Annotated in this window: 21 protein-coding genes and 1 pseudogene; 13 read left to right on the plus strand and 9 right to left on the minus strand. The window is 71.7% G+C overall.

Annotated features, from left to right (window positions below; translation table 11 throughout):
- Window positions 1-59 precede the first annotated feature (59 nt).
- A pseudogene (locus ACIOKD_RS18240) lies at window positions 60-257 on the minus strand (VOC family protein); the annotation flags it as partial.
- Between the two features lie 332 nt (window positions 258-589).
- Between ACIOKD_RS18240 and ACIOKD_RS18245 the strand changes: the two are divergent.
- A complete protein-coding gene (locus tag ACIOKD_RS18245) occupies window positions 590-838 on the plus strand; it encodes a WhiB family transcriptional regulator (RefSeq protein WP_402084648.1) in 249 nt (82 codons plus the stop codon).
- 152 nt (window positions 839-990) lie between these two features.
- On the plus strand, window positions 991-1,680 hold the full coding sequence (locus ACIOKD_RS18250; protein WP_402084650.1) for a hypothetical protein: 690 nt from the start codon (window positions 991-993) through the stop codon (window positions 1,678-1,680).
- A gap of 65 nt (window positions 1,681-1,745) precedes the next feature.
- On the opposite strand, the gene ACIOKD_RS18255 is transcribed toward ACIOKD_RS18250, so the two are convergent.
- From ACIOKD_RS18255 to ACIOKD_RS18265, 3 genes are all read right to left on the minus strand, one after another.
- The gene (locus tag ACIOKD_RS18255; protein ID WP_402084652.1) at window positions 1,746-2,726 is read right to left on the minus strand and encodes an acyl-ACP desaturase; all 981 of its coding nucleotides are present in this window, start codon (window positions 2,724-2,726) and stop codon (window positions 1,746-1,748) included.
- Window positions 2,727-2,951: 225 nt separating this feature from the next.
- Window positions 2,952-3,728 carry a dimethylargininase gene (gene ddaH / locus ACIOKD_RS18260; protein WP_402084655.1) on the minus strand — a complete coding sequence of 259 codons (777 nt, stop codon included), beginning with the start codon at window positions 3,726-3,728 and terminating at the stop codon, window positions 2,952-2,954.
- Window positions 3,729-4,055: 327 nt separating this feature from the next.
- Complete coding sequence (locus ACIOKD_RS18265) at window positions 4,056-5,684, minus strand: ABC-F family ATP-binding cassette domain-containing protein (protein WP_402084658.1); 1,629 nt, start codon at window positions 5,682-5,684, stop codon at window positions 4,056-4,058.
- Between the two features lie 308 nt (window positions 5,685-5,992).
- On the opposite strand from ACIOKD_RS18265, the gene ACIOKD_RS18270 reads away from it, so the two are divergent.
- A complete protein-coding gene (locus ACIOKD_RS18270; RefSeq protein WP_402084661.1) occupies window positions 5,993-6,661 on the plus strand; it encodes a GPP34 family phosphoprotein in 669 nt (222 codons plus the stop codon).
- A 225-nt stretch (window positions 6,662-6,886) separates the two neighbouring features.
- Here the strand turns inward: ACIOKD_RS18270 and ACIOKD_RS18275 are convergent, their stop codons facing one another.
- Window positions 6,887-7,303, minus strand: a complete 417-nt coding sequence (locus ACIOKD_RS18275; protein ID WP_402084664.1) for an SsgA family sporulation/cell division regulator — start codon at window positions 7,301-7,303, stop codon at window positions 6,887-6,889.
- 222 nt (window positions 7,304-7,525) lie between these two features.
- Between ACIOKD_RS18275 and ACIOKD_RS18280 the strand changes: the two genes are divergently transcribed.
- From ACIOKD_RS18280 to mmpA, 3 genes are all read left to right on the plus strand, one after another.
- The gene (locus tag ACIOKD_RS18280; RefSeq protein WP_402084666.1) at window positions 7,526-8,662 is read left to right on the plus strand and encodes a WD40/YVTN/BNR-like repeat-containing protein; all 1,137 of its coding nucleotides are present in this window, start codon (window positions 7,526-7,528) and stop codon (window positions 8,660-8,662) included.
- Between the two features lie 42 nt (window positions 8,663-8,704).
- Window positions 8,705-9,400, plus strand: a complete 696-nt coding sequence (locus ACIOKD_RS18285) for an endonuclease V (RefSeq protein ID WP_402084668.1) — start codon at window positions 8,705-8,707, stop codon at window positions 9,398-9,400.
- Between the two features lie 126 nt (window positions 9,401-9,526).
- Window positions 9,527-9,676, plus strand: a complete 150-nt coding sequence (gene mmpA, locus ACIOKD_RS18290; protein ID WP_402084671.1) for a morphogenic membrane protein MmpA — start codon at window positions 9,527-9,529, stop codon at window positions 9,674-9,676.
- A 139-nt stretch (window positions 9,677-9,815) separates the two neighbouring features.
- On the opposite strand, the gene ACIOKD_RS18295 is transcribed toward mmpA, so the two are convergent.
- Entirely contained in the window at window positions 9,816-11,006 is a 1,191-nt protein-coding gene (locus ACIOKD_RS18295; protein ID WP_402084674.1) for a saccharopine dehydrogenase family protein, read from the minus strand.
- A 460-nt stretch (window positions 11,007-11,466) separates the two neighbouring features.
- Between ACIOKD_RS18295 and ACIOKD_RS18300 the strand changes: the two genes are divergently transcribed.
- The 6 genes from ACIOKD_RS18300 (at window position 11,467) to ACIOKD_RS18325 (ending at window position 20,105) form a co-directional block, all read left to right on the plus strand.
- Window positions 11,467-12,687, plus strand: coding sequence for a CaiB/BaiF CoA transferase family protein (locus ACIOKD_RS18300; protein ID WP_402084676.1), 1,221 nt, complete (start codon window positions 11,467-11,469; stop codon window positions 12,685-12,687).
- Window positions 12,684-13,826, plus strand: coding sequence for an acyl-CoA dehydrogenase family protein (locus ACIOKD_RS18305; protein ID WP_402084679.1), 1,143 nt, complete (start codon window positions 12,684-12,686; stop codon window positions 13,824-13,826). The genes ACIOKD_RS18300 and ACIOKD_RS18305 overlap by 4 nt, the downstream gene beginning before the upstream one ends.
- 41 nt (window positions 13,827-13,867) lie before the next feature.
- The gene (locus ACIOKD_RS18310) at window positions 13,868-15,082 is read left to right on the plus strand and encodes an acetyl-CoA C-acetyltransferase (protein WP_402084681.1); all 1,215 of its coding nucleotides are present in this window, start codon (window positions 13,868-13,870) and stop codon (window positions 15,080-15,082) included.
- A 70-nt stretch (window positions 15,083-15,152) separates the two neighbouring features.
- Window positions 15,153-17,357: a 3-hydroxyacyl-CoA dehydrogenase NAD-binding domain-containing protein gene (locus ACIOKD_RS18315; RefSeq protein WP_402084684.1), complete on the plus strand. Its 2,205-nt coding sequence runs from the start codon at window positions 15,153-15,155 to the stop codon at window positions 17,355-17,357.
- Between the two features lie 263 nt (window positions 17,358-17,620).
- Complete coding sequence (locus ACIOKD_RS18320) at window positions 17,621-19,246, plus strand: thiamine pyrophosphate-binding protein (protein WP_402084687.1); 1,626 nt, start codon at window positions 17,621-17,623, stop codon at window positions 19,244-19,246.
- Window positions 19,247-19,370: 124 nt separating this feature from the next.
- Window positions 19,371-20,105, plus strand: coding sequence for an IclR family transcriptional regulator (locus ACIOKD_RS18325; protein ID WP_402084689.1), 735 nt, complete (start codon window positions 19,371-19,373; stop codon window positions 20,103-20,105).
- 57 nt (window positions 20,106-20,162) lie between these two features.
- Here the strand turns inward: ACIOKD_RS18325 and ACIOKD_RS18330 are convergent, their stop codons facing one another.
- The 3 genes from ACIOKD_RS18330 to ACIOKD_RS18340 are packed head-to-tail and all read right to left on the minus strand — an operon-like array spanning window position 20,163 to window position 23,829.
- Complete coding sequence (locus ACIOKD_RS18330; protein ID WP_402084691.1) at window positions 20,163-21,665, minus strand: sugar ABC transporter ATP-binding protein; 1,503 nt, start codon at window positions 21,663-21,665, stop codon at window positions 20,163-20,165.
- A gap of 1 nt (window position 21,666) precedes the next feature.
- On the minus strand, window positions 21,667-22,734 hold the full coding sequence (locus ACIOKD_RS18335; RefSeq protein WP_402084693.1) for a sugar ABC transporter substrate-binding protein: 1,068 nt from the start codon (window positions 22,732-22,734) through the stop codon (window positions 21,667-21,669).
- Window positions 22,735-22,758: 24 nt separating this feature from the next.
- A complete protein-coding gene (locus tag ACIOKD_RS18340; protein ID WP_402084696.1) occupies window positions 22,759-23,829 on the minus strand; it encodes an ABC transporter permease in 1,071 nt (356 codons plus the stop codon).
- A gap of 195 nt (window positions 23,830-24,024) precedes the next feature.
- On the opposite strand from ACIOKD_RS18340, the gene ACIOKD_RS18345 reads away from it, so the two are divergent.
- Complete coding sequence (locus tag ACIOKD_RS18345) at window positions 24,025-24,750, plus strand: SDR family NAD(P)-dependent oxidoreductase (RefSeq protein WP_402084699.1); 726 nt, start codon at window positions 24,025-24,027, stop codon at window positions 24,748-24,750.
- The last annotated feature ends 31 nt before the right edge of the window (window positions 24,751-24,781 follow it).

Consider the following 24,781-nt stretch of genomic DNA (forward strand, 5'->3'; position numbering starts at 1 on the left):
ATGACTGAGAGCGCTCTCTGAAATTTTGTGCTTTCAGAAGTTGACGGCGGTCAGAGGGGTTGGGCGGGGGTGGTCTGCATACCGCCCGCCGCGGTCTTCCCGGCCGCCTGGAAGAAGCCGTAACCGCCGGAATCGGATCCCGCCGACTGGAAGTCCCAGCCGAAGACCCCTCTGTAGAAGGAGGTGGCGCCGTCGATGTCGGGGGTGCCGAGATCGATCCAGTTCGGAGCGCCGGTGACGAAACGGGTGGTGAGCATAGTGCCCTCCTTCGAGGGGTTCCGTTGCCTGCACTGCCGAGTCTTGCACCGCCCACTGACAACCGCTGCCGGAGCGGGGCGCTACCACGGGCCGGGCCCTTGGTGACCCCCTCCTCCGTCGGGAAGTGGGGTGGGGCGGGGCGGTGTTCGGGTGGGAGCGGTTCCCGCCGCGCGCCGCTGTGCACCTGCCCCCTGCCAGGGGCATCATCGGGTCCGTTGCGTCTTTCGGACCTTGCGACTCCCGTCGGTTCCGCAGGCCTCGGCGGCGTCGCGCGGGCGCCCGTTGAGCTCCCGTTGATCGAACGTTTTTCGATACGCGACACGATCCCGGCATGCACAACGACACCACCGCCGCCGCGCCCGACCTCTCCTGGCAGGAACAGGCACTGTGCGCCCAGACCGGCTCCGACTTCTTCTTTCCCGAGCCTGGCAGCTCGGTCCGTGAGGCGAAGCAGATCTGCGGAATGTGCGAGATGCGCTCCGCGTGCCTCGAATACGCGCTCAACCACGACGAACGTTTCGGCGTCTGGGGAGGCCTCTCCGAGAAGGAACGCCTCATCCTCCGACGTGCCCAGCACTAGGCCAGCACTAGCCCAGCACTAGCCTGACGCCAACCCAGCACCAGCCCGCCACCAGACAGAAGCGCAACGGGAATTCCGAGCGTGTCACAGCTTCCGACAGGCACAATCCACCGGAAGGGGGCGGCCCGGATCGTGCGTACGGGGGCGGCGGGGTGGCCGGCGGTGCGCCTCGCAGTGGCGCAGTCGGCTGGGTAAACGCCGACACGGACGCCGGGCCAGCCCTCACCGAAGCTCCCACTGATGCCGATGCCGATGCGGAGCCCGAAACCGATGCCGATGCCGAGCCCGAAACCGGTGCCGCTGCCGACGCCGACGCCGACGCCGAGCCCCGTAGGGACCGGCCCGCCCGGCAGCGCGTCGACCATCTCGTCGCGTGCCTGGCGCAGCGGGCCGAAGCCGCCGCCGGGCCCGTCCGCGAAGCGGCCCTCGGAGCCGCAGAGCTGCTGGCCCGGTACGACGGACTCGTGCCGCAGGCCGCCGCGATCACGGTGGCCCATATCGACCTGGACGCGGAGGCGGAGCACGTGGACGCGGCCCTGTCCCGGCTGGCCGCTCTGACGGCCGGCCGGCCGGCGCTCGCGGCCGGAACCGCCGCCGAACTCGCCGAACGGCTGGAGCACAGCGCACACGAGGGCGACGCCGAGATCCTTCTCGGCGTCGCCCGGCGGCTCACCGCGCACGGCGGTCACGGTGCGGGACTGATCGCCGCCGCGCTCACGGGGGCACTCGGCACCCGCACGGACTGGCGGCAGCCGTGGCGAGCCCAGCTGAGAGCGCTGCGCCGCCACCCGGTGGCCGACGTCCGCGACGCGGCGCCGGCCCGGACGACGGCGTACGAATGAGAGATGCCCCGGTCCCGGCACACACGCCGGGACCGGGGCAGCGCGTCACACAGCCGCGGCGCGGATCACACCGCGGCGGCGCGGGCCGCCATACGGGCCTTGCGGGCCGCGAGCTTCTCGTCGAACTTGGATGCCTCGGAGTCCAGGCCGCCCATGTACAGGCCGAGCTCTTCCTGCGCCTTGAGGCCCTCGGGGCCCAGGCCGTCGATCTGCAGGACCTTGAGGTGACGAAGGATCGGCATCAGCACGTCGTCATGGTGGATCCGCATGTTGTAGACCTCGCCGATGGCCATCTGCGCGGCGGCGCGCTCGAAGCCGGGCATGCCGTGCCCGGGCATCCGGAACTGGACGATGACGTCCCGCACGGCCTGCATGGTCAGGTCGGGGGCCAGCTCGAACGCGGCCTTGAGGAGGTTGCGGTAGAAGACCATGTGCAGGTTCTCGTCGGTCGCGATGCGCGCCAGCATGCGGTCGCAGACGGGGTCGCCCGACTGGTGGCCGGTGTTGCGGTGCGAGACGCGGGTCGCGAGCTCCTGGAAGGCGACGTACGCGACGGAGTGCAGCATCGAGTGCCGGTTGTCCGACTCGAAGCCCTCACTCATGTGCATCATGCGGAAGGCTTCGAGCTGGTCGGGGTCCACGGCGCGCGACGCGAGCAGGTAGTCGCGCATCACGATGCCGTGGCGGCCCTCCTCGGCGGTCCAGCGGTGCACCCAGGTGCCCCAGGCGCCGTTGCGGCCGAAGAGGGAAGCGATCTCGTGGTGGTAGCTGGGCAGGTTGTCCTCGGTCAGGAGGTTCACGACGAGCGCGATGCGGCCGAGCTCGGTGACCTTGGACTGCTCCTTGCCCCAGGCCTCGCCGTCCTCGAAGATGCCGGGGAAGTTGCGGCCGTCGGACCAGGGCACGTACTCGTGCGGCATCCAGTCCTTGGCGACCGACAGGTGGCGGTTGAGTTCGGTCTCCACCACTTCTTCCAGCGCGAACAGCAGGCGAGCGTCGGTCCAGTCGGAGGACGGGCTGCCGAGTTGGGGAGAAGTGATCGTCACGGGGGCTCCAGGGGGACGTGATTGCTGAGCGTCAAAACAAAGCTACGGCATCGTAGGCTACGTATCCGTAGGTTACGGTGCCGTAGGTTAAGTGTGCTGTAAAGAGCCCTGATCAGCAACGATCTCTGGAGAGATCGATTCCGCGGGCATACGGAGGCCATCCGTCCGGCGGACGCGCAGGTCCCGGGGCCGAACGCGGGGCCGTACGCGCGGCCCTCCCGGGGCTCAGACGTACAGCTCCCGCAGCCGGACCGAGAGACACGTCACACAGCCTTCGAGCTTCTCGAACTCGCTGATGTCGACGAGGACGGGTTCATGACCGAGTCCGGCGAACAGATCGGCGGTCTTCGGCGCGCTCGCCGCCATCAGCAGCTTTCCGCCGCCCAGCAGGACGACGTGCGAGCCTGCCTCCTCCGGCACCGCCAGGAAGCGCGGGAACAGCGAGGGGGTGTCCACCAGCGGCTCGTACCCGATGATCGTGCCGTCCGGCAGCGCGGTGACGGCCGACTTCAGGTGCAGCACCTTGCTGACCGGTACGGCGACGACCCGGGCGCCGAGCGGTTCGAACGTGGCGCGCAGCTGCTGGATGCCGGCTCCGTTGGTGCGTCCGCCCTGGCCCACGTAGATCGTGTCGCCGACCTTCAGGACGTCGCCGCCGTCGAGCGTGCCCGGCTCCCACACCCAGTTCACCGAGCAGCCGAGCCGGGCCACCGCCTCCTCGACGCCGGCGGTCTCGCCGCGCCGGGACTCCGCGCCCGGGCGGCCTATCAGCGCCACGTTGCGGAAGACGACCACCGCGTCCTCCACGAACACGGAGTCCGGGCAGTCCTCGGCGGGCTCCGCCTCGACGGTCTCCCAGCCGTGCGTACGCAGTGCCTCCGCGTACGCCTCCCACTGTTCGACCGCCAGGCCGAGGTCGACCGGCGTGCGCTCCAGGTGCGTGACGAGCCCTTCGGTCAGGCGGGGGCTGGGACGGCGGATGAGGGCTTTCCGGCTGGGCACGTACGGATCTCCGTCTCGGCAGGGTGCGTCCCGCACATCATGCAGCCCCCACCCACGTCACAACAGCCCCCTGAGCGGGACAGCCCCCGGAGGAGGCCGGGCCCCGTAAGGGGCGCGGGGAACGGCGCGCCCGGCCCTCACGCGCCCGCACCGCGCGAACGACCGGTGACGCTCTCCACGGGTGTCGGCGGTCGTGCGGCTGCGGTGGGGGCAGTTCGCGCAGTTCCTCGCGCCCCTCGGACAGCGGGGCTGCGCCTCTGCGCGAACGGCTCCCACGCGCCCGCACGACACGAACAACCGCCCGCAGCCCTCCCCGGGGCCACCGGACTACCCCGGCTGCCCCACCGCCTCGGACGTGGTCTCCGTCAGCTCCCCGTCCAGCAGCAACCACCGCGTGATCCCGATCGACTCCAGGAACGGCACATCGTGGCTGGCCACGATCAGCGCCCCCTCGTACGACTCCAGGGCACTGGTCAGCTGCCGCACGCTCGCCATGTCGAGATTGTTCGTCGGCTCGTCGAGCATCAGAAGCTGCGGTGCGGGCTCGGCGAGCATCAGCGCGGCCAGGGCCGCCCGGAAACGCTCACCGCCGGAGAGCGTCGCCGCCCGCTGGTCGGCCCGCGCGCCCCGGAACAGGAAGCGGGCCAGTCGCGCCCGGACCCGGTTGTTGGTGGCGCCCGGCGAGAACCGGGCCACGTTCTCGGCGACCGTCAGCTCGTCGTCGAGCACGTCGAGACGCTGCGGGAGAAACCGCAGCGGCACATGGGCCAGCGCCTCCCCGGAGACAGGCGGCAACTCCCCGGCGACCGTCCGCAGCAGCGTCGTCTTGCCCGCCCCGTTGCGCCCGATCAGCGCGACCCGCTCGGGCCCGCGCAGATCGAAGGAGCCCGCGCTCGCCCCGTACGCCAGCTCCAGGTCCAGGAGCGTGAGGACGTTACGGCCCGGCGGTACGGCCGTGTACGGCAGGTCGACGCGGATCTCGTCGTCGTCCCGCACGGCGTCCACGGCGTCGTCGAGCCGCCCCTTGGCCTCGGCGAGCTTCTCCTCGTGCATGATGCGGTGCTTTCCGGCGGACTCCTGGGCCGCGCGTTTGCGCGCCCCCATCACGATCTTCGGCTCGCGCTTCTGCTCGAACATCTTCTGGCCGTACCGCTTGCGACCGGCCAGCTTGACCTGCGCGTCGGCCAGTTCGCGCTTCTGCTTCTTCAGATCGGACTCGGCGACGCGCACCATCCGCTCGGCCGCCTCCTGTTCGGTGGCGAGGGCCTCCTCGTACGCCGAGTGGTTGCCGCCGTACCAGGTCACCTCGCCGGAGCGCAGATCGGCGATCTGGTCGACCAGGTCGAGGAGTTCGCGGTCGTGGCTGACCACGACCATGACCCCGGAGTAGGCCTCTACGGCCGCGTACAGCCGTCGGCGCGCGTACAGGTCGAGGTTGTTGGTGGGCTCGTCGAGGAGGAGTACGTCGGGCCGGCGCAGCAGCAGCGCGGCCAGGCGCAGCAGGACCGACTCGCCGCCCGAGACCTCGCCGATGGTGCGGTCGAGCCCGATGTGACCGAGGCCGAGTTCGCCGAGCGTCGCCACGGCGCGCTCCTCGACGTCCCAGCCGTCGCCCACGGCCTCGAAGTGCTCCTCGGACACGTCGCCCGACTCGATGGCGTGCAACGCGGCGCGCTCGGCCGCGATGTCCAGCACCTCGTCGACCCGCAGCCCGGTGTCGAGGGTGACGTTCTGGGGAAGGCGGCCGACCTCGCCCGCGACACGGACGGTGCCCTCGGCCGGGACGAGTTCTCCCGTGATCAGTTGCAACAGGGTCGATTTGCCCGATCCGTTGACGCCGACGAGCCCGGTCCTGCCGGGACCGAAGGCCACCTGGAGGTCCTCGAAGACCGGGGTGCCGTCGGGCCAGGCGAAGGACAGGGAGGTGCAGGTGATGGAAGTGGGGGTACTGGACATACAGGCCTCGCAGTGCTGGATGCGGTCAGGGCGACACGTATCGAGACACCGGGAGGCGGCGACAGCCGGAAGGACGGAGCCCACCGGGGTGATCGCGGAACACGGGAGGAGCCCTGTTACGCGGGACGGCTCGGAGCCGAGGTCGCACGCTGCGCACACACGGATACGTGTGTGACGCGGTGTCTCAAGACCTCAGACGAGCAACGTCCTTCTCCATTCGGCGACAACAGGACCGCTTTACACCGTAGGAGGGGCGTCGGCGGCTGTCAACGAATTAACGTGCCCCCCAACCGCCCGAAGGAAACCACGTGCCCATCGGCCCGCTCTCGCTGCCCGCCCGTCTCTGTCTGCTGGCCTGGGACACCTCGAAACTCAAGGTCACCAGTGCTTCCCAGCTTCCGCATCTGGTCCGGGCCGGCGCCCTCACCGAGCTGGCGCAGCGCGGGCTGCTGGCCGACGCGGACGGCGTCGCCACGCCCACCGATCCGGACGGCAGGAGCGGGGACCCGGCCCTCGATGGGCTTCTGGAACTCATCGAGGAGTCCCGGCCGCACAAGTGGAAGACCTGGGTCAGCCTGCGGGCGCGCATCACGCTTGACGCCGTACAGGCGCAGCTCGCCGCGGACGGATACCTGCGCGCCGAGAAGACACGGGTGCTCGGCGTCTTCCCGTCCGTGGAGTACGAGATCGGCCGCGTCGCCGTCGTGGAAGGACTGCGTGCGCAGGCTCGGCAGGTGCTGGAGGGGCCGCTGCCCGTGCATGAGGTGTCCGAGCGGGACGCGGCGCTCGTCGCCCTCGCCGCGGCGGCCGAACTGCGCACGCTGGTGTCGGGCAGGGAGCGGCGGCAGTACGAGGAGCGGATCGCGGCCCTGACCGAGCGCAGCGGGACGGCGACTCCGGTTCTGCGGCAGGCGGTCCAGGAGGTGCGCTCGGCGGTGTCCGTGGCGATGGCGGCACCTGGGCTGCCGGGGAACTGAGGCTGCCGAAGGACTGCGCGGGCAGCACTCGTACTCGTCCGCCGTGCCACGCGGGAGCTGCTGGACACGGGAACGTACGACACGCGGGCCGGCGGTTCCGGCCGAGGCGGACACCTGCCTCAGGTGCGCCTGCCGGACCGTCAGGGCGCGCTGCCTGGACCGGTGGACGCGGCGTTGTCGACCCAGGGAAGCGGTGTTATCGACCCGGGGAAAGAAAGTCGCTGCTCAGCAGGGATCGCGCAGCAGTTCGGCGAGGTCGTGGTCGAGATCCTGGTGCAGGTGCTCCAGACCGACGGGCACCAGCTCCGTCGAACTCGCCAGGAAGTGCCGCAGCTCGCCGGCGCGCACATGGATCACGGCGGTGCCCTCCGGAGCGTGGAACTCCAGGACGATGCGGTCGTATCCGTACGGCCGCACGCGCACGTCACCGTGGCCGACCTCCTCCTCCAGGCCCGAGGCGAGCAGCTCGCGGGCGAAGGTCCAGCACACCTCCACGCCTTCGAGTGTGGACGGGGCGGGGAAGGACATGCGGACGGCGAAGGGATCGTGCGGGTCGTAGCTGAGCGTCGCGGGAATGCTGGGCATCCGCGGCGCGGCGGCGACGAGGCGGGCCTCTACGGGCTGCTCGATAACGGTGGACAACGCCTTGCTCCCTTGTGACGTGCGGACGAACTGCGGACGGATGAGCCGGGCACTTGTAAGGACGTCGGAATCGGCCAATCCGTGCCTGCGAAAACGGATGAAGTCCTAGTGACCTCCGTCACCGCCTTCAATCACGGGAGTGATCGTTGATTTCCTGAGGGACCGCTGATGCCTCCCGGGGCATCTGGACGTGATCGGGGGAGTGGGCTAGCTTCGCCCGCCATGAGGGGCTTGGGCAAGACGCGACGCACGAGTAACAACGGATTCACGAGGCGCCTGTTGGCCGTGGGGGTGTGCGGAGCGGCGTTCGCCGCCGCGCTCACAGGGCCGGCACAGGCGGACGGAGTCGCGGTTCAGGGGCCGAGTGGCGCGAAATCGACGCACCGGGAGCCGCACTGGGAGCTCAAGGACAGTGGCACGGACGCGCGGTTCCGCGGGCTGGCGGCCGTCAGCCGGAACACCGCCTGGCTGGCCGGATCCAAGGGCACCGTGCTGCGGACCACCGACGGCGGTACGAGCTGGCGGAACGTATCGCCGCCCGGGACCGCCGGGTTGGAGTTCCGTGACGTCGAGGCCTTCGACAGCAGGCGCGCCGTGGTGCTGGCCATCGGGGAGGGCGAGGCGTCCAGGATCCTGCGGACCGAGGACGGCGGCGCGACCTGGACCGAGTCCTTCCGCAACACCGACGCCAAGGCCTTCTACGACTGCGTGACCTTCTTCGACCGGCGCCACGGCCTGGCGATGAGCGACCCCGTGGACGGAAAGTTCCGCATCCTGTCGACCGGCGACGGCGGCCGCTCCTGGAAGGTGCTGCCCGCCGACGGCATGCCCGCGGCCCAGGAGGGCGAGGCGGGCTTCGCGGCGAGTGGGCAGTGCCTGGTCAGCTCGGGACCGCGTGACGTGTGGCTCGCCACGGGCGGGGCGGCACGCGCGCGCGTGCTGCACTCCTCCGACCGCGGCCGCACCTGGACCGCCACCGACACCCCGATCCCCGCGGGTGACCCGGCCCGCGGAGTCTTCGCCCTCGCCTTCCGCGACCGGACGCACGGCATCGCGGTCGGCGGCGACTACCGCGCCGACCAGGCCTCTCCGAAGGCGGCGGCCGTCAGCGGGAACGGGGGCCGCACCTGGACGACGGCCGGCACGCCGCCCGCGGCCTACCGCTCGGGCGTCGCCTGGCTCCCGCACAGCCGCACCTCCGCCCTCGCGGTCGGCCCCACCGGCACCGACCTCACCACGAACGGCGGCCACACCTGGCGCACGCTGGACACCGGCTCGTACGACACCGTGGACTGCACCCAGGACCTGGCCTGCTGGGCCTCCGGAGAGAAGGGCCGGGTGGCCCGCCTGGAACGCTGACGTTCCGGTGCCCCGGGGGGCTGCCCTAGGCTCGGCGGCACCATGACGACGACGACCGTACGCATCCCCGCGGGCTGGCCCGCCACCGAAGAGCGGGCCCGAACCGTGCAGGACGAGTTGCGGGGGCGGGTGGTCCTCGACGAGCCGGGCCCGCCGCCGGGAACCGGCAGGGTGACCGGCGTCGACGTGGCCTACGACGACGCGCGCGATGTCGTCGTGGCCGCGGCCGTGGTGCTCGACGCGGCGACCCTCGACGTGGTCGCCGAGTCCACGGCGGTCGGCCAGGTGCCCTTCCCGTACGTTCCCGGGCTGCTCGCCTTCCGGGAGGTCCCGGCCGTCATGGCGGCCCTCGAAGCGCTGCCGTGCGCGCCGGGTCTGGTGGTCTGCGACGGCTACGGGCTCGCCCATCCCCGCCGCTTCGGCCTGGCGAGCCACCTCGGCGTCCTCACCGGCCTCCCGACGATCGGGGTCGCCAAGAACCCGTTCACGTTCACCCACGAGGAGCCGGGCGCCCCGCGCGGTTCCTCGTCCCCGCTGCTCGCGGGCGAGGAGGAGGTAGGCCGGGCGCTGCGCACCCAGGCAGGGATCAAGCCGGTGTTCGTCTCGGTCGGCCACCGGGTGTCGCTGGAGACCGCCTGCGCCCACACCCTCCACCTCGCACCGCGCTTCCGCCTCCCGGAGACGACCCGCCACGCGGACGCGCTGTGCCGCCGGGCCCTGAAGGCGACGACGGCATGAGCACGGCTTCCGGGTAAGGCCTCTGAGTACGTGCCGTCAGTACGTGTCCTGAGTACATGTCCTGAGTACGAGGATTGAGTACGCGTACGGATGCCGCGGTCCGCCATGATCGACAGGCTTGGCCACATGACGACACACCGTGCTCCCAAGCCCGCCGCAGGCCCCGCCACCCAGCCCGTCGAGCGTGCCGTGATGGCCGGCCTGGCCCTCGCGATACTGGCTGGGATCGCCTGGACAGCCGGAATGATCTACACGCTCCTGGACTGGCCGTTCTGACCAACTCGCGGGGGGACTCAGAGCCTTCAGGGGCGCGGGGAACTGCGCGCCCAGCCACGGCGGACCCGCACGGTCATCCGGCAGCAGTCATCCCGCAGCAGTCATCCGGCGACACCCGTACCGCGCCCGCTGCGCGGCACTACCGCGTGGCGGCGACGCGAAACGTGATCCCAGCCCCCCGCAGCCGCTCGATCAGCGAGTCCCCCATGGCGACAGCCGTCGTCACCTGCCCCGAGGTGAGGGGGAGTTCGTCGAAGGCGAGACACAACGCGGACTCGGCCAGCATCTTGGCGGTGTCCCCGTAGCCGGGATCCCCACCGGCCACCTCGGTGAAGACCCGCTTTCCACCGCCCTCACCGACGAACCGCACCGAGAACCAGCTGGCAGCCCGCTTCTCCTCGCTCGGCCCCTCACCCGGCTTGAACCGGCCCGACAGCCAGCGCCGCACGGGCGGCACCTGCGCCGCCACGAAGACGGCCCCCGCCCCGGCCACCCCTCTCACGGCCGCCGGCAGCGTCTCGACCGCCGCGTAATGGCGGTAGCGGAAGTCGGGCCCGTACCGTTCCAGCGCCCGCGCGGACCGCTGCACGATCTGTGCGTCGATGGTGGGCAGCGGCAGTGCCCACGCGCCGAGTTCCTTCGCATAGCGCGGGGCGCTCGGGGACGCGTACGCCCGGCGTCCGACCAGGCGCGGCTCGTGCCGCCTGCGGTCGCGCGCGGCGGCGAGCAGGTGCCGCCCGCGGGAGAACTGGTTGAGCGCGGAGGCGAAGGTGCCGCCCGAGAACATCGCCCCGACCCGCACGAAGCCGTCCACGGTCAACGGCACCCCTTCGGGGAGCTGCCGCACGGTGAAGTAGGCGCCCAGGTCGTGGGGGACGGAGTCGAATCCGGCGGCGTGCACCAGCCGGGCACCGGTCTCACGCGCGCGTGCGTCGTGCCGCACGTACATGAGGTCCACGAACTCGAGCTCTCCGCAGAGGTCCAGGTAGTCGGTGCCGGCGTCCGCGCAGGCGGCGACCAGGTCCTCGCCGTACTCCACATAGGGGCCGACGGTCGTGGCCACCACGCGCGCGTGCTCCGCGAGTTCCCGCAGGGAGACCGGATCGGTGACGTCGGCTTGCAGCAGGGGCAGCTCCGCGCAGCCCGGGTCGATCGCCGCGAGGCGGTCCCGCAGCCGTTCCAGTCTCGCGGTGTCACGGGCCGCGATCGCCCAGCGCAGCCCCTCGGGAGCGTGCGCGGCGAGGTACTCCGCGGTGAGCCTTCCGACGAACCCGGTGGCGCCGAAGAGCACGATGTCGTACGCGCGCTCGGTCCTGTCCTGCCTGCTCATGGCACCTCTCAGCCGTTCAGCCCGCGCCGTTGTCGGTGGCCGAGACTAGCGTGAGGTAGGAGGAGCCGAACCAGGACCCCGCTGCAGGGGCCGAGCAGGACCCGGAGGCAGCCGTGGCCCCGACGAGGAACAGCCTGCGGAAGCGGGAGAAAGTACGCGCGTCCGCCTTCGGGCTGCCGGGCACCGCCGAGGAGTTCCCCCGGGGCGGGGACCGTCGTGAAGGTCGGCAAGAAGGTGTTCGTCCTCCTCCCGAAGAGACGCGTGGCGCAGCCGGACGCCCGCTGAGCCCCCGCGCCCGTCGGCCCGCGCCGCGTCGGCCGCGACCCGCTCTCACCGGTCCAGGCTCCCGGCCGGCTCCCAGAATTGACTGAGCGCTTGCTCGCCGGGGGCTTGTGCGAAGGGGGACGCGTTCTTAACATCACTGATGTTACATCAGTTGTGTCACAGTGCTGGGGGCTTGATGACAGCGGCGGAATCGGCGGAAACGACGGAAACAGCCGGAACAGCGGGGCACGGTCCGCTGGCCGGGGTGCGCGTGGTCGAGCTGGCGGGCATCGGGCCCGGCCCGTTCGCCGCCATGCTCCTGGCCGATCTGGGCGCGGATGTCGTCCGCGTGGACCGGCCGGGCGGCGGGTCCCTCGCGATCGACCCCGCCTACGACATCACCAACCGCAACAAGCGCTCGGTGATCGCCGACCTCAAGGCGGCCGACGGCGCCGAGCGGGTCCTCGCCCTGGTCGAGCGCGCCGACATCCTCGTCGAGGGCTTCCGGCCGGGTGTCGCCGAGCGCCTCGGTATCGGACCCGAGGCCTGCCACGCCCGCAATCCGGGACTCGTCTACGGGCGCATGACCGGCTGGGGCCAGGACGGGCCGCTCGCCCCGCGCGCCGGCCATGACATCGCGTACATCGCGCTGACCGGCACCCTCGGCATGATCGGCGCTCCCGACGAGCCGCCGGCCGTCCCCGCGAACCTCGTCGGGGACTACGCGGGCGGCTCCCTGTACCTCGTCGTGGGTGTCCTGGCCGCACTGCACCACGCGCGCGCGACCGGCGTCGGACAGGTCGTGGACGCGGCGATCGTGGACGGCACGGCCCATCTGTCCTCGATGATCCACGGCATGCTGGCCGCGGGCGGCTGGCAGGACCGGCGCGGCGCCAACCTCCTCGACGGCGGCTGCCCGTACTACGGCACGTACGAGACGGCCGACGGCCGGTACATGGCGGTCGGTGCGCTGGAAGGGCAGTTCTACGACGAGTTCACCGAACTGCTCGGCCTGGGGGAGTCCGCCTCCGCGCGCAAGGACCTGTCCCGCTGGGGCGAGCTGCGCGAGGCGGTCGCGGCCCGCTTCAGGACCCGTACGCGCGACGAGTGGACGGCCGTCTTCGAAGGGTCCGACGCGTGCGTGGCGCCCGTGCTGTCGCTGCGCGAGGCGCCGCACCACCCGCATCTCGCGGCCCGCGGCACCTTCACCGACCACGGCGGCATCACCCAGCCCGCCCCCGCACCCCGGTTCTCCGCCACCCCCACCACCGTCCGCGGCGGGCCCGCCCTGCCGGGCACCGGCACCGCCGACGTGGCCCGCGACTGGGACGTACCGGACCTCCTGAAGGGCATTCCCGAACCGCAGGGCACCCCGCAGGCGACGGGCGCTCTTGAACCGAAGGGCACCCCCGAATGAAGCGGCAGATCTTCACATCCGAGCACGAGGCGTTCCGCGAGACCGTCCGCACCTTCCTCGCGAAGGAGGTGCTTCCGCACTACGAGCAGTGGGAGAAGGACGGCATCGTCTCGCGTGAGGCCTGGCTCGCGGCCGGGCGGCAGGGACTGCTCGCTCTCGCCGTCCCCGAGGAGTACGGGGGCGGCGGCAACGCCGACTTCCGTTACAGCGCGGCGCTCGCCGAGGAGTTCACCCGCGCGGGAGCCGCCGGGCTGGCACTCGGACTGCACAACGACATCATCGGTCCCTATCTGTCGGGGCTCGGCACCGAGGAGCAGAAGCGGCGCTGGCTGCCCGGATTCTGCGACGGCTCGCTCATCACGGCCATCGCCATGACCGAGCCCGGCGCCGGCTCCGACCTCCAGGGCATCAGGACGCACGCCGAGGACCGGGGCGACCACTGGCTGCTCAACGGCTCCAAGACCTTCATCTCGAACGGCATCCTGGCCGACCTCGTGATCGTCGTAGCGAGGACGACCCCCGAGGGAGGCGCGAAGGGCCTCTCCCTGCTCGTCGTCGAACGCGGCACGGAGGGCTTCGAGCGCGGCCGCAACCTCGACAAGATCGGCCAGAAGGCCCAGGACACCGCCGAGCTGTTCTTCAACGACGTACGCGTCCCGAAGGAGAACCTGCTCGGTGAGCTGAACGGCGCCTTCGTGCACCTGATGACGAATCTCGCGCAGGAGCGGATGGGTATCGCCGTGGCCGGGATCGCCGCCGCCGAGCACCTGCTGGAGATCACCACCGAGTACGTCAAGGAGCGCGAGGCCTTCGGACGGCCGCTGGCAAGGCTCCAGCACATCCGCTTCGAGATAGCGGAGATGGCGACCGAGTGCGCCGTCACCCGGACGTTCATCGACCGCTGCATCGTCGACCACACGGCGGGCGAACTCGACGCGGTGCACGCCTCGATGGCCAAGTGGTGGGCCACCGAACTGCAGAAACGCGTCGCGGACCGCTGCCTCCAACTGCACGGCGGCTACGGCTACATGACGGAGTACCGCGTCGCGAAGGCCTTCACCGACGGCCGCATCCAGACCATCTACGGCGGGACGACCGAGATCATGAAGGAGATCATCGGGCGTTCTCTGCTCGGCTGACCCCGCCCAGTGCCCCCGGGCTCCTCCTGAAAGGCTCACGAGTGACCACCGAAGCGTACGTGTACGACGCGATCCGCACCCCGCGCGGTCGCGGCAAGGCGAACGGCGCCCTGCACGGCACCAAGCCCGTCGACCTGGTCGTCGGACTCATCCACGAGATCCAGGCCCGCTTCCCCGGACTCGACCCGGCCGCGATCGACGACATCGTGCTCGGTGTCGTCGGGCCGGTCGGCGACCAGGGCTCCGACATCGCCCGTATCGCGGCCATCGCCGCGGGGCTGCCGGACACCGTGGCCGGTGTCCAGGAGAACCGCTTCTGCGCGTCGGGTCTTGAGGCCGTCAACCTGGCCGCGATGAAGGTCCGTTCGGGCTGGGAGGACCTCGTCCTCGCGGGCGGCGTCGAGTCGATGTCCCGCGTGCCGATGGGCTCCGACGGCGGTGCCTGGTTCGCCGACCCCATGACCAACATCGCCACCGACTTCGTACCCCAGGGCATCGGCGCCGACCTCATCGCCACCATCGAGGGCTTCTCCCGCCGCGATGTCGACGAGTACGCGGCGCTGTCCCAGGAGCGCGCCGCCGAGGCCGCGAAGGACGGCCGTTTCGGCAGGTCCGTCGTGCCCGTCAAGGACCGCAACGGACTCGTCGTCCTCGACCACGACGAGCACCCGCGCCCCGGCACCACCGCCGACTCACTGGGCAGACTGAAGCCGTCGTTCGCGGACATCGGCGACCTGGGCGGCTTCGACGCCGTGGCGCTGCAGAAGTACCACTGGGTGGAGAGGATCGATCACGTCCACCACGCCGGCAACTCCTCCGGGATCGTGGACGGCGCCTCGCTGGTCGCCGTCGGCTCCAAGGAGGTCGGCGAGCGCTTCGGGCTCACCCCGCGCGCGCGGATCGTCTCCGCCGCCGTCTCCGGCTCCGAGCCGACGATCATGCTGACCGGGCCCGCGCCCGCCACCCGCAAGGCGCTCGCCAAGGCCGGGCTGACCATCGACGACATCGACCTCGTCGAGATCAACGAGGCCTTCGCGGCGGTCGTCCTGCGGTTCGCCCGGGACATGGGCCTGTCCCTGGACAAGGTCAACGTCAACGGCGGCGCGATCGCGCTGGGCCATCCGCTCGGTGCGACCGGCGCGATGATCCTCGGCACGCTGGTCGACGAACTGGAGCGCCAGGACAAGCGGTTCGGCCTCGCCACGCTGTGCGTGGGCGGCGGCATGGGCATCGCGACGATCGTCGAACGCCTGTAACCATCCCCGCGGCTCCCAGTGGCCCCCGGACTTCCACGGACCTTCACGGACTTCTACGGAGAAAACCCTCATGACCGAGAGCACCACCATCCGCTGGGAACAGGACGACACCGGTGTCGTCACCCTGGTCCTCGACGATCCCAGCCAGTCCGCGAACACTATGAACCAGGCGTTCCGGCAGTCGCTCACCGCGATCGCCGACCGCCTGGAAGCCGAGGTCCGGGCCGATCCCGCGGCCATCCGCGGCATCGTCCTCACCTCCGCCAAGAAGACCTTCTTCGCGGGCGGCGACCTGCGGGACCTCATCCGGGTCACCCCCGAGACCGCCCAGCAGCTCCTCGACGGCGGCCTCGCCATCAAGCGCGACCTGCGCCGCATCGAGACACTCGGCAAGCCCGTCGTCGCCGCCATGAACGGCGCGGCCCTGGGCGGCGGCTACGAGATCGCGCTGGCCTGCCACCACCGGGTCGCCCTCGACGCGCCCGGCTCCAAGATCGGCTGCCCCGAGGTCACGCTCGGTCTGCTGCCCGGAGGCGGCGGCGTCGTCAGGACCGTACGCCTCCTCGGTATCGCCGACGCCCTCCTCAAGGTGCTCCTCCAGGGCACCCAGTACAGTCCGCGGCGCGCGCTGGAGAACGGCCTCGTCCACGAAGTGGCGGCCACCCGGGAGGAGATGCTGGCCAAGGCCCGCGCCTTCATCGACGCCAACCCCGAGTCGAGCCAGCCCTGGGACAAGCCCGGCCACCGCATCCCGGGCGGCACCCCGTCCAGCCCGAAGTTCGCGGCGAACCTGCCCGCCTTCCCGGCCAACCTGCGCAAGCAGACGGGCGGCGCGCCCTACCCGGCGCCGCGCAACATCCTCGCGGCGGCCGTCGAGGGCTCTCAGGTCGACTTCGAGACCGCGCAGCTCATCGAGGCGCGCTACTTCGTGGAACTGGCCACGGGCCAGACCTCCAAGAACATGATCCAGGCCTTCTTCTTCGACCTCCAGGCCGTCAACTCCGGCGCCAACCGCCCGGAGGGCGTCGAGCCCCGCCAGGTCCGCAAGGTCGCCGTCCTGGGCGCCGGGATGATGGGCGCCGGGATCGCGTACTCGTGCGCCCGCGTCGGCATCGACGTCGTCCTCAAGGACGTCTCCGCCGAGGCCGCCGCCAAGGGCAGGGCCTACTCGGAGAAGCTCTGCGCCAAGGCGGTCTCCCGCGGTCGTACGACCCGGGAGAAGGCCGACGCGCTGCTCGCCCGCATCACGCCCACCGCGGACCCCCAGGACGTGGCGGGCTGCGACGCCGTCATCGAGGCCGTCTTCGAGGACCCGGCGCTCAAGCACAAGGTCTTCCAGGAGATCCAGCACATCGTCGAGCCGGACGCGCTGCTGTGCTCCAACACCTCGACCCTGCCGATCACCGCGCTCGCCGAGGGCGTCGAGCGGCAGGCCGACTTCGTCGGACTGCACTTCTTCTCGCCCGTCGACAAGATGCCGCTCGTCGAGATCATCAAGGGCGGGCGGACGGGCGACGAGGCCCTGGCACGCGCCTTCGACCTCGTACGGCAGATCAGGAAGACCCCGATCGTCGTCAACGACTCGCGCGGCTTCTTCACCTCCCGGGTCATCGGGCACTTCATCAACGAGGGCGTGGCGATGGTCGGCGAGGGCATCGAGCCCGCCTCCGTCGAGCAGGCCGCCGCCCAGGCCGGCTATCCGGCCAAGGTGCTCTCCCTGATGGACGAGCTGACGCTCACCCTGCCCCGCAGGATCCGAGCCGAGTCGAAGCGGGCCGTCGAGGAGGCGGGCGGCACGTGGACGGCGCACCCCTCCGACACGGTCGTCGACCGCATGGTCGACGAGTTCGGCCGCACAGGTCGCAGCGGCGGCGCGGGCTTCTACGAGTACGCGGAGGACGGCAGGCGCACGGCGTTGTGGCCCGGTCTGCGGGAGCACTTCACCCGCCCGGGCGCGGAGATCCCCTTCCAGGACATGCAGGAGCGCATGCTCTTCTCCGAGGCCCTGGACACCGTCCGCCTCCTGGAGGAGGGCGTCCTGACCTCGGTCGCCGACGCCAACATCGGGTCCATCTTCGGGATCGGCTTCCCCGGCTGGACGGGCGGCGTCCTGCAGTACATCAACGGCTACGAGGGCCGGGACAGGTCCGGCACCGGGCCGGCCGCGTTCGTGGCCCGCGCGCGGGAGCTCGCCGAGCGCTACGGGGAGCGGTTCGCGCCGCCGGCGCTGCTGGTGGCGAAGGCGGAGAAGGGTGAGCGCTTCACCGACCGGTGACGGGCCCCTGCCCGGGGGGCTTGTCGTCTGCGGGTCCGTCGTGGCTGAGGTCGCGCAGTTCCCCGCGCCCCTCAAGGGCGAAAAGCTGGGGCGCAGCCCCGCTTTTCAGGGGCGCGGGGAACTGCGCGCTCGGCAACGACGGACCCGCAGACGACCACCGCCGTACCACCGGTACCGCTGAGTGGTACGCCCCCCTTGCCCCCGGTGGGGCGGTTCCCCGACGCTGACCCGCGACCGGTCCCCGTCCCCACGAGGAGCCAACGATGGGCTGCCGTCCCGCCTCCGCCCTGCTCGGCATCCTGCGCGGCGAGGGCGTGGACCGCGTCTTCGGCAACCCCGGCACCACCGAACTGCCGTTCCTGGCAGCCCTCGCGGACACCGAACGGGCACCCGAGTACATCCTCGGTGTCCACGAGGGCGCGGTCGTCTCCATGGCCGACGGATACGCCCGCGCCACCGGCCGGACCGCCTTCGTCACCCTGCACATCGCGGCCGGCCTCGCCAACGGCCTCGTAGGCCTGCTCAACGCCCGCCGCTCGCGCACCCCGCTCGTGGTGCTGGCCGGCCAGCAGGACCGCCGCCACCTCCAGCAGGACCCCATGCTCAGCGCCGACCTCGTCACGCTCGCCGCACCCGCCGTGAAAGCCGCGTACGACGTCCAGCACGCCCGCGACCTGCCGCTCGCGCTGCGCCGCGCCTTCGCGCTGGCCGCCCGGCCGCCCGCCGGGCCCGTGCTCGTCTCCGTGCCGATGGACCTGCTGGCGGAGGACACCGAGGTCGAGGTCCCCGCCCGTACGCCGGCACCCGGAGCCGCGCCGGCCGGCGGACTCGACCGGGCCGCCGTCCTGCTCGGCGGCGGTGCACGGCCCGTGATCGTCGCGGGGGACGGCGTGGGCCGCGAGGCCGCCACGGCCGCGCTCGTCCGCACCGCCGAGGCCTGCGGGGCACCCGTGCACCACCAGCCGATGGCGGACTTCCTGAACTTCCCGACGACCCACCCCCTGTACGCGGGGATGCTGCCGCCGCGCCACGACGCGATCCGGGCCGCGCTGGAACCGTACGACACCGTGCTGATCGTGGGGGCGCACGCCTTCACGCCCCACCACTACACCCCGGGCCCGGCGCTGCCGCCCGGCATCACCGTCGTCCAGCTCGACTCGGACCCGGACGAGATCGGCCGCAACTTCCCCGCCGACCACGGCCTCGTGGGCGCGCTCAGGCCCTCCCTGGACCGGCTCGCCGAACTGCTGCCCGAGCGGGTCCCCGCGCACACCGCGAAGACCAGAGTGCTGCGCGCCGGCGACCGCCACACGGCCGAGCGACGCCGTACGGAGGCCGCCGCGCGCGCCGCGTACTCCCCGGCACCGCTGGCCCCCTGGGCCGCCGCGCACGCCGTGGCGCGCGGACTGCCGCCCGGCACGGCCGTCGTCGAAGAGGCCATCACCGTGGGCCTGTTGCTCCGCCGGCTCGTACATCTCGACCGGCCCGGCAGCTATACGCACACCGTGGGCGGCGGTCTCGGCTGGGGGATCGGCGCGGCGGTGGGCCGGGCCCTGGCCGAACCGGGCCGGCCCGTGGTCGCCGTCCTCGGCGACGGCTGCGCCCTCTTCGGCCTCCAGGGTCTGTGGAGCGCGGCACGGTACGCGGCTCCCGTGCTGTTCGTGGTGATGAGCAACGGCGCCTACCGGACCCTCCAGGACACCTACGAGGCGAGAGGCGGCACCGGGATCTGCCCCGGCACCGAGCTGGGGCGGCTCGACTTCACCCAGGCGGCCCGGTTCTTCGGGGTCGACGCTGTGCGGGTGGACAGCGCGGACCGACTACGCGAACTCGTCGCGAGCGCGGCAGAGTTGACCAGGCCGATGCTCGTCGACGTGCCCCTGCGGTAGGCAGCGGCGGGCCGGTCGGCGGGGCCGCAGCGTGACGGCGTACCCCTCGTGCGGACAGGGGCCGCCGACGACTCGGAAGGACCCGCACCTTGTCAGGCGCCCGCCGGGGCCCGACCATCGGTCCATGACGGACGGTCAGGTGCCGAAGTCGGTGCTCGCGCGCGGTGCGGCGCTGTTGCGCGCCTGCGGTGAGTCGGAGGGCTCGCGGAGCCTGGCCGAGCTGTCGCTGTGCACGGGTCTGCCCAAACCGACCGTCCACCGGCTGCTGGCCGAGCTGGTCCGGCTGGGACTCATGGAACGGGCTCCGGACGGCCGTTACCGCATCGGACTCGCGCTCTTCGTCCTCGGTCAGTCGGCGCCCTCCGCGCGCGAACTGCGGGACGTGGCACTGCCGTTCCTCGGCGACCTGTACGAGGCGACGGGCGAGAACGTGCACCTGGCCGTCCCCGACGGACCCGACACGCTCTTCCTGGAGAAACTCACCGGCCGCCGTGCCACGCCGATCGTCTCGCGCACCGGGGGCCGGCTGCCCGCCCACTGCACCGCCACGGGGAAGGTCTTCCTGGCCCACGATCCCCGGCCGCCCGGCCCGTCCCTGGCGCGCCTCACGCCCCGCTCCCTCGTCCTGCCAGGACAGCTCGCCCGCGACCTCGCACGCACCCGTGCCCGTGGCTTCGGCGTCAATCTGGAGGAGGCCGAGGTCGGTGTCTCGGCCGTGGCGGCCCCGGTCTACGCCCAGGACGACCGCCCGGTCGCCGCCCTCTCCGTGACCGGCGGCACCCGCCGCCTCGACGTGGACCGCGTCGGCGCACGGGTGTGCGCGGCGGCCCGCGCCCTGACCCGGGAGCTGTCCGCCTGACGGACGAGTACGTGACGTACGAGCGCCTGAGAGGCTGGTTTCAAGGGTGTGCCGGGATCAACTACTCGACCCGCCCCGGCCGTCGCTCCTCGCGTCCGCCCCCGACTGCATCGCCGCCGCCAGCTCGTGCTCCGTGAGCCGTCCGCCGCTCACCTCGCCGGTGATCCGCCCCCGCACGAAGACCAGGACGCGGTCGCAGACCTCCGTCAGTTCGGCCAGGTCGGTCGACGCGACCAGGACGGCCGCGCCGCCCGCCGCCAACTCACCGACAATCGCGTGCATTTCGGCCCGCACGCCTACGTCGACCCCGCGCGTGGGGTCGTCGAGGACGACGATACGCGGGTCCGTGGCCAGCCATTTGGCGAAGACGACCTTCTGCTGGTTGCCGCCCGACAGTCGGCCCACCACGTCGTGCGGGCCGCCCCGCAGCCGTAATCGGGAAGTCAAGCCGGTCGTCCGGCGCACCAGTTCGGCGCGGGACGGCATGACACCGCCCCGGCCGAGCGCCAGCCAGCTCACCGACGTGGTGTTCTCCCACACCGTACGGTCCGTCATCAGCCCGAACCGTTTGCGGTCACTCGGCACGAACGCCACCCCCGCGCGGATCGCGTCGCGCAAGGAGTGCGGGAGCCCCCGGTCGCCGACGCCGACCCGGCCCGCCGAGATGCCGGTACGCCCGCACACCACCGCCAACGCGTCGAGGTGACCCGCCCCTTGCAGCCCGGCCACGCCCACCACCTCGCCCGCGCGCACGGTGAACGTCACGTCCGTCAGCCGCCCCGGGACGCACACCTCGGAGAGCACGACCGGCGGCGGCCCGTCGGCGGGGGCGCGCTCGCGGCGTACCGGAAGCGGTGGCGCGGTGCCCAGCATCGCCTTCACCAGGTCCGGTACGCCGACCTCCTCGCCCCGCACGCCGGCCAGGGTGACCCGGCCGTCCCGCAGAACCGTCACGCGGTGCGCGAAGCGCATCACCTCCTCCAGGAAGTGGGTGACGTACAGGACCGCGATGCCCCGCTCCGTGAGGGTGCGCAGGACGTGTTCGAGGCGGTCCACGGCGGCAGCCGGCAGCGCGGAGGTGGGCTCGTCGAGGACGAGTACGCGCGGCCGGCGCAGCAGTGCGCGGGCTATCTCCGTCAACTGCTGGTCGGCGAGCGGCAGTTCGCCGAGCGGGGCGCCGGGATCGACGTCGAGTCCCAACTCGGTGAGGACCGGCCGGGCCGCGCGGTCCATCGCGCCCCGGTCGAGCAGTCCGAAGCGGCGCGGCGGACGGTGGGGGAAGAGGTTCTCCCGGACCGGCAGATCGGGGAAGAGGCTCAACTCCTGCGAGACGACGGCGATTCCGCCCTCCCGCGCCCGGTCGGCGAGCCGCACCGATCCCTCGTCCGGTGCCAGGGTCCCCGACAGGATCCGCACGAGCGTCGACTTGCCCGCCCCGTTCTCACCGACCAGCGCGTGCACCTCGCCGCCCCGCAGCCGGATGTCCGCCCCGTCCAGGGCCTGCACCCCGCCGTACGACTTGACGAGCGACCGCGCGTCCAGCATGGCCTCGTGACTCATCTCAGCGCGCGTCCTTCAACGGCTTGAGCTGTGCCTCCTGGTCGCCGAGCAGCTTGTCGATCACGGGCTCGTACCAGTCGTACGCGGCCTGGGGGGACTTCTGCCGCGCGGCGACCTCGTCGATGTTGGAGGAGTCCACGACACCGCCGGGGGACAGGAACCAGCCGTCGGGCAGCTTCCCGTCGTTCTCCCGCACCGACTCGATCAGTATCGCCGTGGAGAGGTAGCCCTTGAGGAAGTGCTGCGGATCGATGGTCACGAAGTTCGAGCCGTCCTCGACCGCGTCCAGGGTCTTGGGGTCGACGTCGAAGCCGGCCGTCAGCCACTTCCCGCTCTTCTCCTTCTTGATCTTCGCGAGGTTGTAGCTGTCGGCGTCCCCGACCCCGAGGAAGGCGAGTGCCTTCGGATGCGCGGCGACCTGCGACGCCCAGGAACTGTGGTTCTGACCGGGATCGCTGTACGTCTGGAAGGGGCCGAGCACCTTGACGCCCGGCGCCTCCTTCTCGAACGTGTCGGTGATGCCCTTGGCCCGGTTGTCGAGCACCGGCGTCCCCGGATTGGGCACCCCGACGACGATCTCCCCCTTCGGGTCGTCGCCCAGCCGCTTCAGCGCCTCCTGGGCCATCAGCTCGCCGAGCGCGTAGTTGTCGTTGCCCACGTAGAAGGTGACCTTGCTGCCGTCGGTGGGGGAGGTGTCCAGAGCGACGATCGGGATGCCCTGGTCGACGGCGCGGGCGGCGGGCCGGGTGAAGATGGGCGGGTCCAGGTTCTCCAGGACGATGCCGTCCTTGGCGACGGCGGTGAGGTTCTGGAAGAGCTGGACCTCGGCCGGACCGTCCGTGTTGGGCGGCCCGACGGCCTTGAAGTCCACCTTCCCCGCGTGGTCGGCGGCGCTCTCCGCGCCGAGCACCATCTCGTGCGCGAAGTTGAGACTGATGTTGGCCACCGCGATGCCCATGTCGAGCTTCCCGCCGCCCCCGCCTGCGGAGTCGTCGTCGCCGCATCCGGTGGCACAGAGGAGCACCAGCGCGCCGAGGGCGCCGGAGAGGGTACGGAACCGGGGGTGCATCAGGGCCTCCAGGTGCGGTGACGTTCAGTGTCTGCGGCTGTCTCGGCGGCGCCCTCCGCGGCGCAGGGCGCTGTCCGCCGCGACCGCGACGAGGATCACCGCACCGGTCGCGAACGACGTCCAGTTGATGGGTACTTCGAAGAACACGAGGCCGGACGCGACGACGGACAGGATCAGCGCGCCGGCCACCGCCCCGACGACCGAACCGCGACCGCCCGCCAGCGGTGTGCCGCCGATGATGCACGCGGCGATGGCCTGCAGCTCGTACCCCTGGCCCAGCGTCGGGTCCCCGGCGCCGTAGTACGCGAGCGCCAGCACCGACGCGCAGGCCGTGGTGAGCCCGGACAGCGCGAGCGCCTTGATCCGCGTACGGACGACGGGGATTCCGCTGAACGCGGCCGCGTCGGGATTGGACCCGATGGCCCGCACCCGGGACCCGAAACGGGTACGGGCGAGCACCACGGTCAGGACGGCCGTCACCGCGAGCAGCACCCACAGCGCGAACGGCACCCCGCCCGCATCACCGCCGGCGAGAGTGAAGAACGAGTCGTCCAGGGGCAGATCGGTGATCTGCTTGCCGCCGGCGAGTGCGAGCCCGATGCCCCGGAACAGCATCAGGGTGCCGAGCGTGACGATGAACGAGGGCAGCGCCAGCAGGGTGGTGACCAGCGCGTTGAAGACGCCCAGCGCGGTCCCGGTGAGCAGTACCACCGGGACCGCCAGCCAGGGTGCCACGCCTTCGCGCACCAGCAGGGCGCCGACGACCAGGCACATCGCGTAACTGCCGCCGACGGACAGGTCGACCTCGCGCATGGCCAGCGCGAAGACCATGCCGCACGCCATCAGTGAGATGTAGACGGAGTTGTGCGCGGTGGTGAGCAGGTTGTCGCTGTCGAGGAAGCCGGGGTACGGGATGCCGATGCCGGCGACAAGAAGGGCGAGGACCACCAGGACGCCGAGTTCGTCGGGGAGCCACCGTGGCGAGAGGCGCGCCGCCCACGATCCGGCCGACGGCGGCCCGAACCGCCGCCCTCCTCTTCCGCCCTGTGCGCGGGCGCGCTCGGCGTCGTCCACTGCACGGTCGGTCTCGGTCATCGGGCACGGCTCCGGAACGCTGGCGGCTGGGTCCGCCCGCAGCGTCGGCCCGCCGGGCGTACGCGGCAACAAGGACGTTCCGGCGAATGGAACAGTGACTGGTCCCGAGGCCCGGTCGGCGACCGTTCCGCAGCGCGTTCCGGAGACCGGAAACGCCCCCTTGCACCCTGCTTGACGGGTCATCACACTCGCCGCATGGAGACGCGTACCGCCCTGGTGACCGGCGCGGCACAGGGCCTCGGGCAGGAGTTCGCCGTCGCACTCGCGGGGCGCGGCTACCGGGTCGCGGGCCTCGACCTGGTTCCGCAGCGGGAGACGGCCGACCGCGTTCTGGACTACGTGGAGCTGGTCGCCGACGTCACGGACGAGACGCAGATCGCCGGGGCCCTCGCGCAGGTGCTGGAGCAGTTCGGCACCCTGCACGTCCTGGTCAACAACGCGGGGGTCTACCCCGAATCGGACTTCGAGGACATCACGCCCGAGGAGTGGCGGCGGGTGATGCGCGTCAATCTGGAGGCGCCGTTCCTGATGACCCGCGCGGCACTGCCGTATCTGAAGGCGGCGGGCTGGGGCCGCATCGTGAACATCGCCTCGGCCGCCGTGCTCACCGCCCCGCCCACGATGGTGGCGTACACCGCCTCGAAGGCCGGCCTGATCGGCTTCACCCGCGCGCTCGCCTCGGCGCTCGGGCCGTACGACATCACCGTCAACGCGATCGCGCCGAGCATGGTCCGCACGGAGACCGCCGAGCGCACGGTCGGCGCGGACGGCGGTTTCGAGCACGTACGCGCCCAACAGGCCGTCCCCCGAACCCAGGAGCCGTGCGACCTCGTCTCCACCCTGCTGTACGTGGTGGACGAGGGCAGTGGCTTCCTGACCGGCCAGACCCTCAACGTGGCAGGCGGCTCGGCCTACTTGTGAGGTTCAGGCCCGGCAGTCCGGGCCCGGCTGT

The sequence above is a fragment of the Streptomyces sp. NPDC087844 genome (genome assembly GCF_044742785.1).
Lineage (GTDB): Bacteria > Actinomycetota > Actinomycetes > Streptomycetales > Streptomycetaceae > Streptomyces.

Bases quoted from the DNA above. Each gene is read 5' to 3' on its own strand.
- ACIOKD_RS18300 (WP_402084676.1), top strand. From the start codon at position 11,467: ATGACAGCGGCGGAATCGGCGGAAACGACGGAAACAGCCGGAACAGCG.
- ACIOKD_RS18320 (WP_402084687.1), top strand. From the start codon at position 17,621: ATGGGCTGCCGTCCCGCCTCCGCCCTGCTCGGCATCCTGCGCGGCGAG.
- ACIOKD_RS18330 (WP_402084691.1), bottom strand. From the start codon at position 21,665: ATGAGTCACGAGGCCATGCTGGACGCGCGGTCGCTCGTCAAGTCGTAC.
- ACIOKD_RS18325 (WP_402084689.1), top strand. From the start codon at position 19,371: ATGACGGACGGTCAGGTGCCGAAGTCGGTGCTCGCGCGCGGTGCGGCG.
- ACIOKD_RS18285 (WP_402084668.1), top strand. From the start codon at position 8,705: ATGACGACGACGACCGTACGCATCCCCGCGGGCTGGCCCGCCACCGAA.
- ACIOKD_RS18280 (WP_402084666.1), top strand. From the start codon at position 7,526: ATGAGGGGCTTGGGCAAGACGCGACGCACGAGTAACAACGGATTCACG.
- ACIOKD_RS18295 (WP_402084674.1), bottom strand. From the start codon at position 11,006: ATGAGCAGGCAGGACAGGACCGAGCGCGCGTACGACATCGTGCTCTTC.
- ACIOKD_RS18305 (WP_402084679.1), top strand. From the start codon at position 12,684: ATGAAGCGGCAGATCTTCACATCCGAGCACGAGGCGTTCCGCGAGACC.
- ACIOKD_RS18245 (WP_402084648.1), top strand. From the start codon at position 590: ATGCACAACGACACCACCGCCGCCGCGCCCGACCTCTCCTGGCAGGAA.
- ACIOKD_RS18340 (WP_402084696.1), bottom strand. From the start codon at position 23,829: ATGACCGAGACCGACCGTGCAGTGGACGACGCCGAGCGCGCCCGCGCA.
- ACIOKD_RS18315 (WP_402084684.1), top strand. From the start codon at position 15,153: ATGACCGAGAGCACCACCATCCGCTGGGAACAGGACGACACCGGTGTC.
- ACIOKD_RS18345 (WP_402084699.1), top strand. From the start codon at position 24,025: ATGGAGACGCGTACCGCCCTGGTGACCGGCGCGGCACAGGGCCTCGGG.
- ACIOKD_RS18335 (WP_402084693.1), bottom strand. From the start codon at position 22,734: ATGCACCCCCGGTTCCGTACCCTCTCCGGCGCCCTCGGCGCGCTGGTG.
- mmpA (WP_402084671.1), top strand. From the start codon at position 9,527: ATGACGACACACCGTGCTCCCAAGCCCGCCGCAGGCCCCGCCACCCAG.
- ACIOKD_RS18265 (WP_402084658.1), bottom strand. From the start codon at position 5,684: ATGTCCAGTACCCCCACTTCCATCACCTGCACCTCCCTGTCCTTCGCC.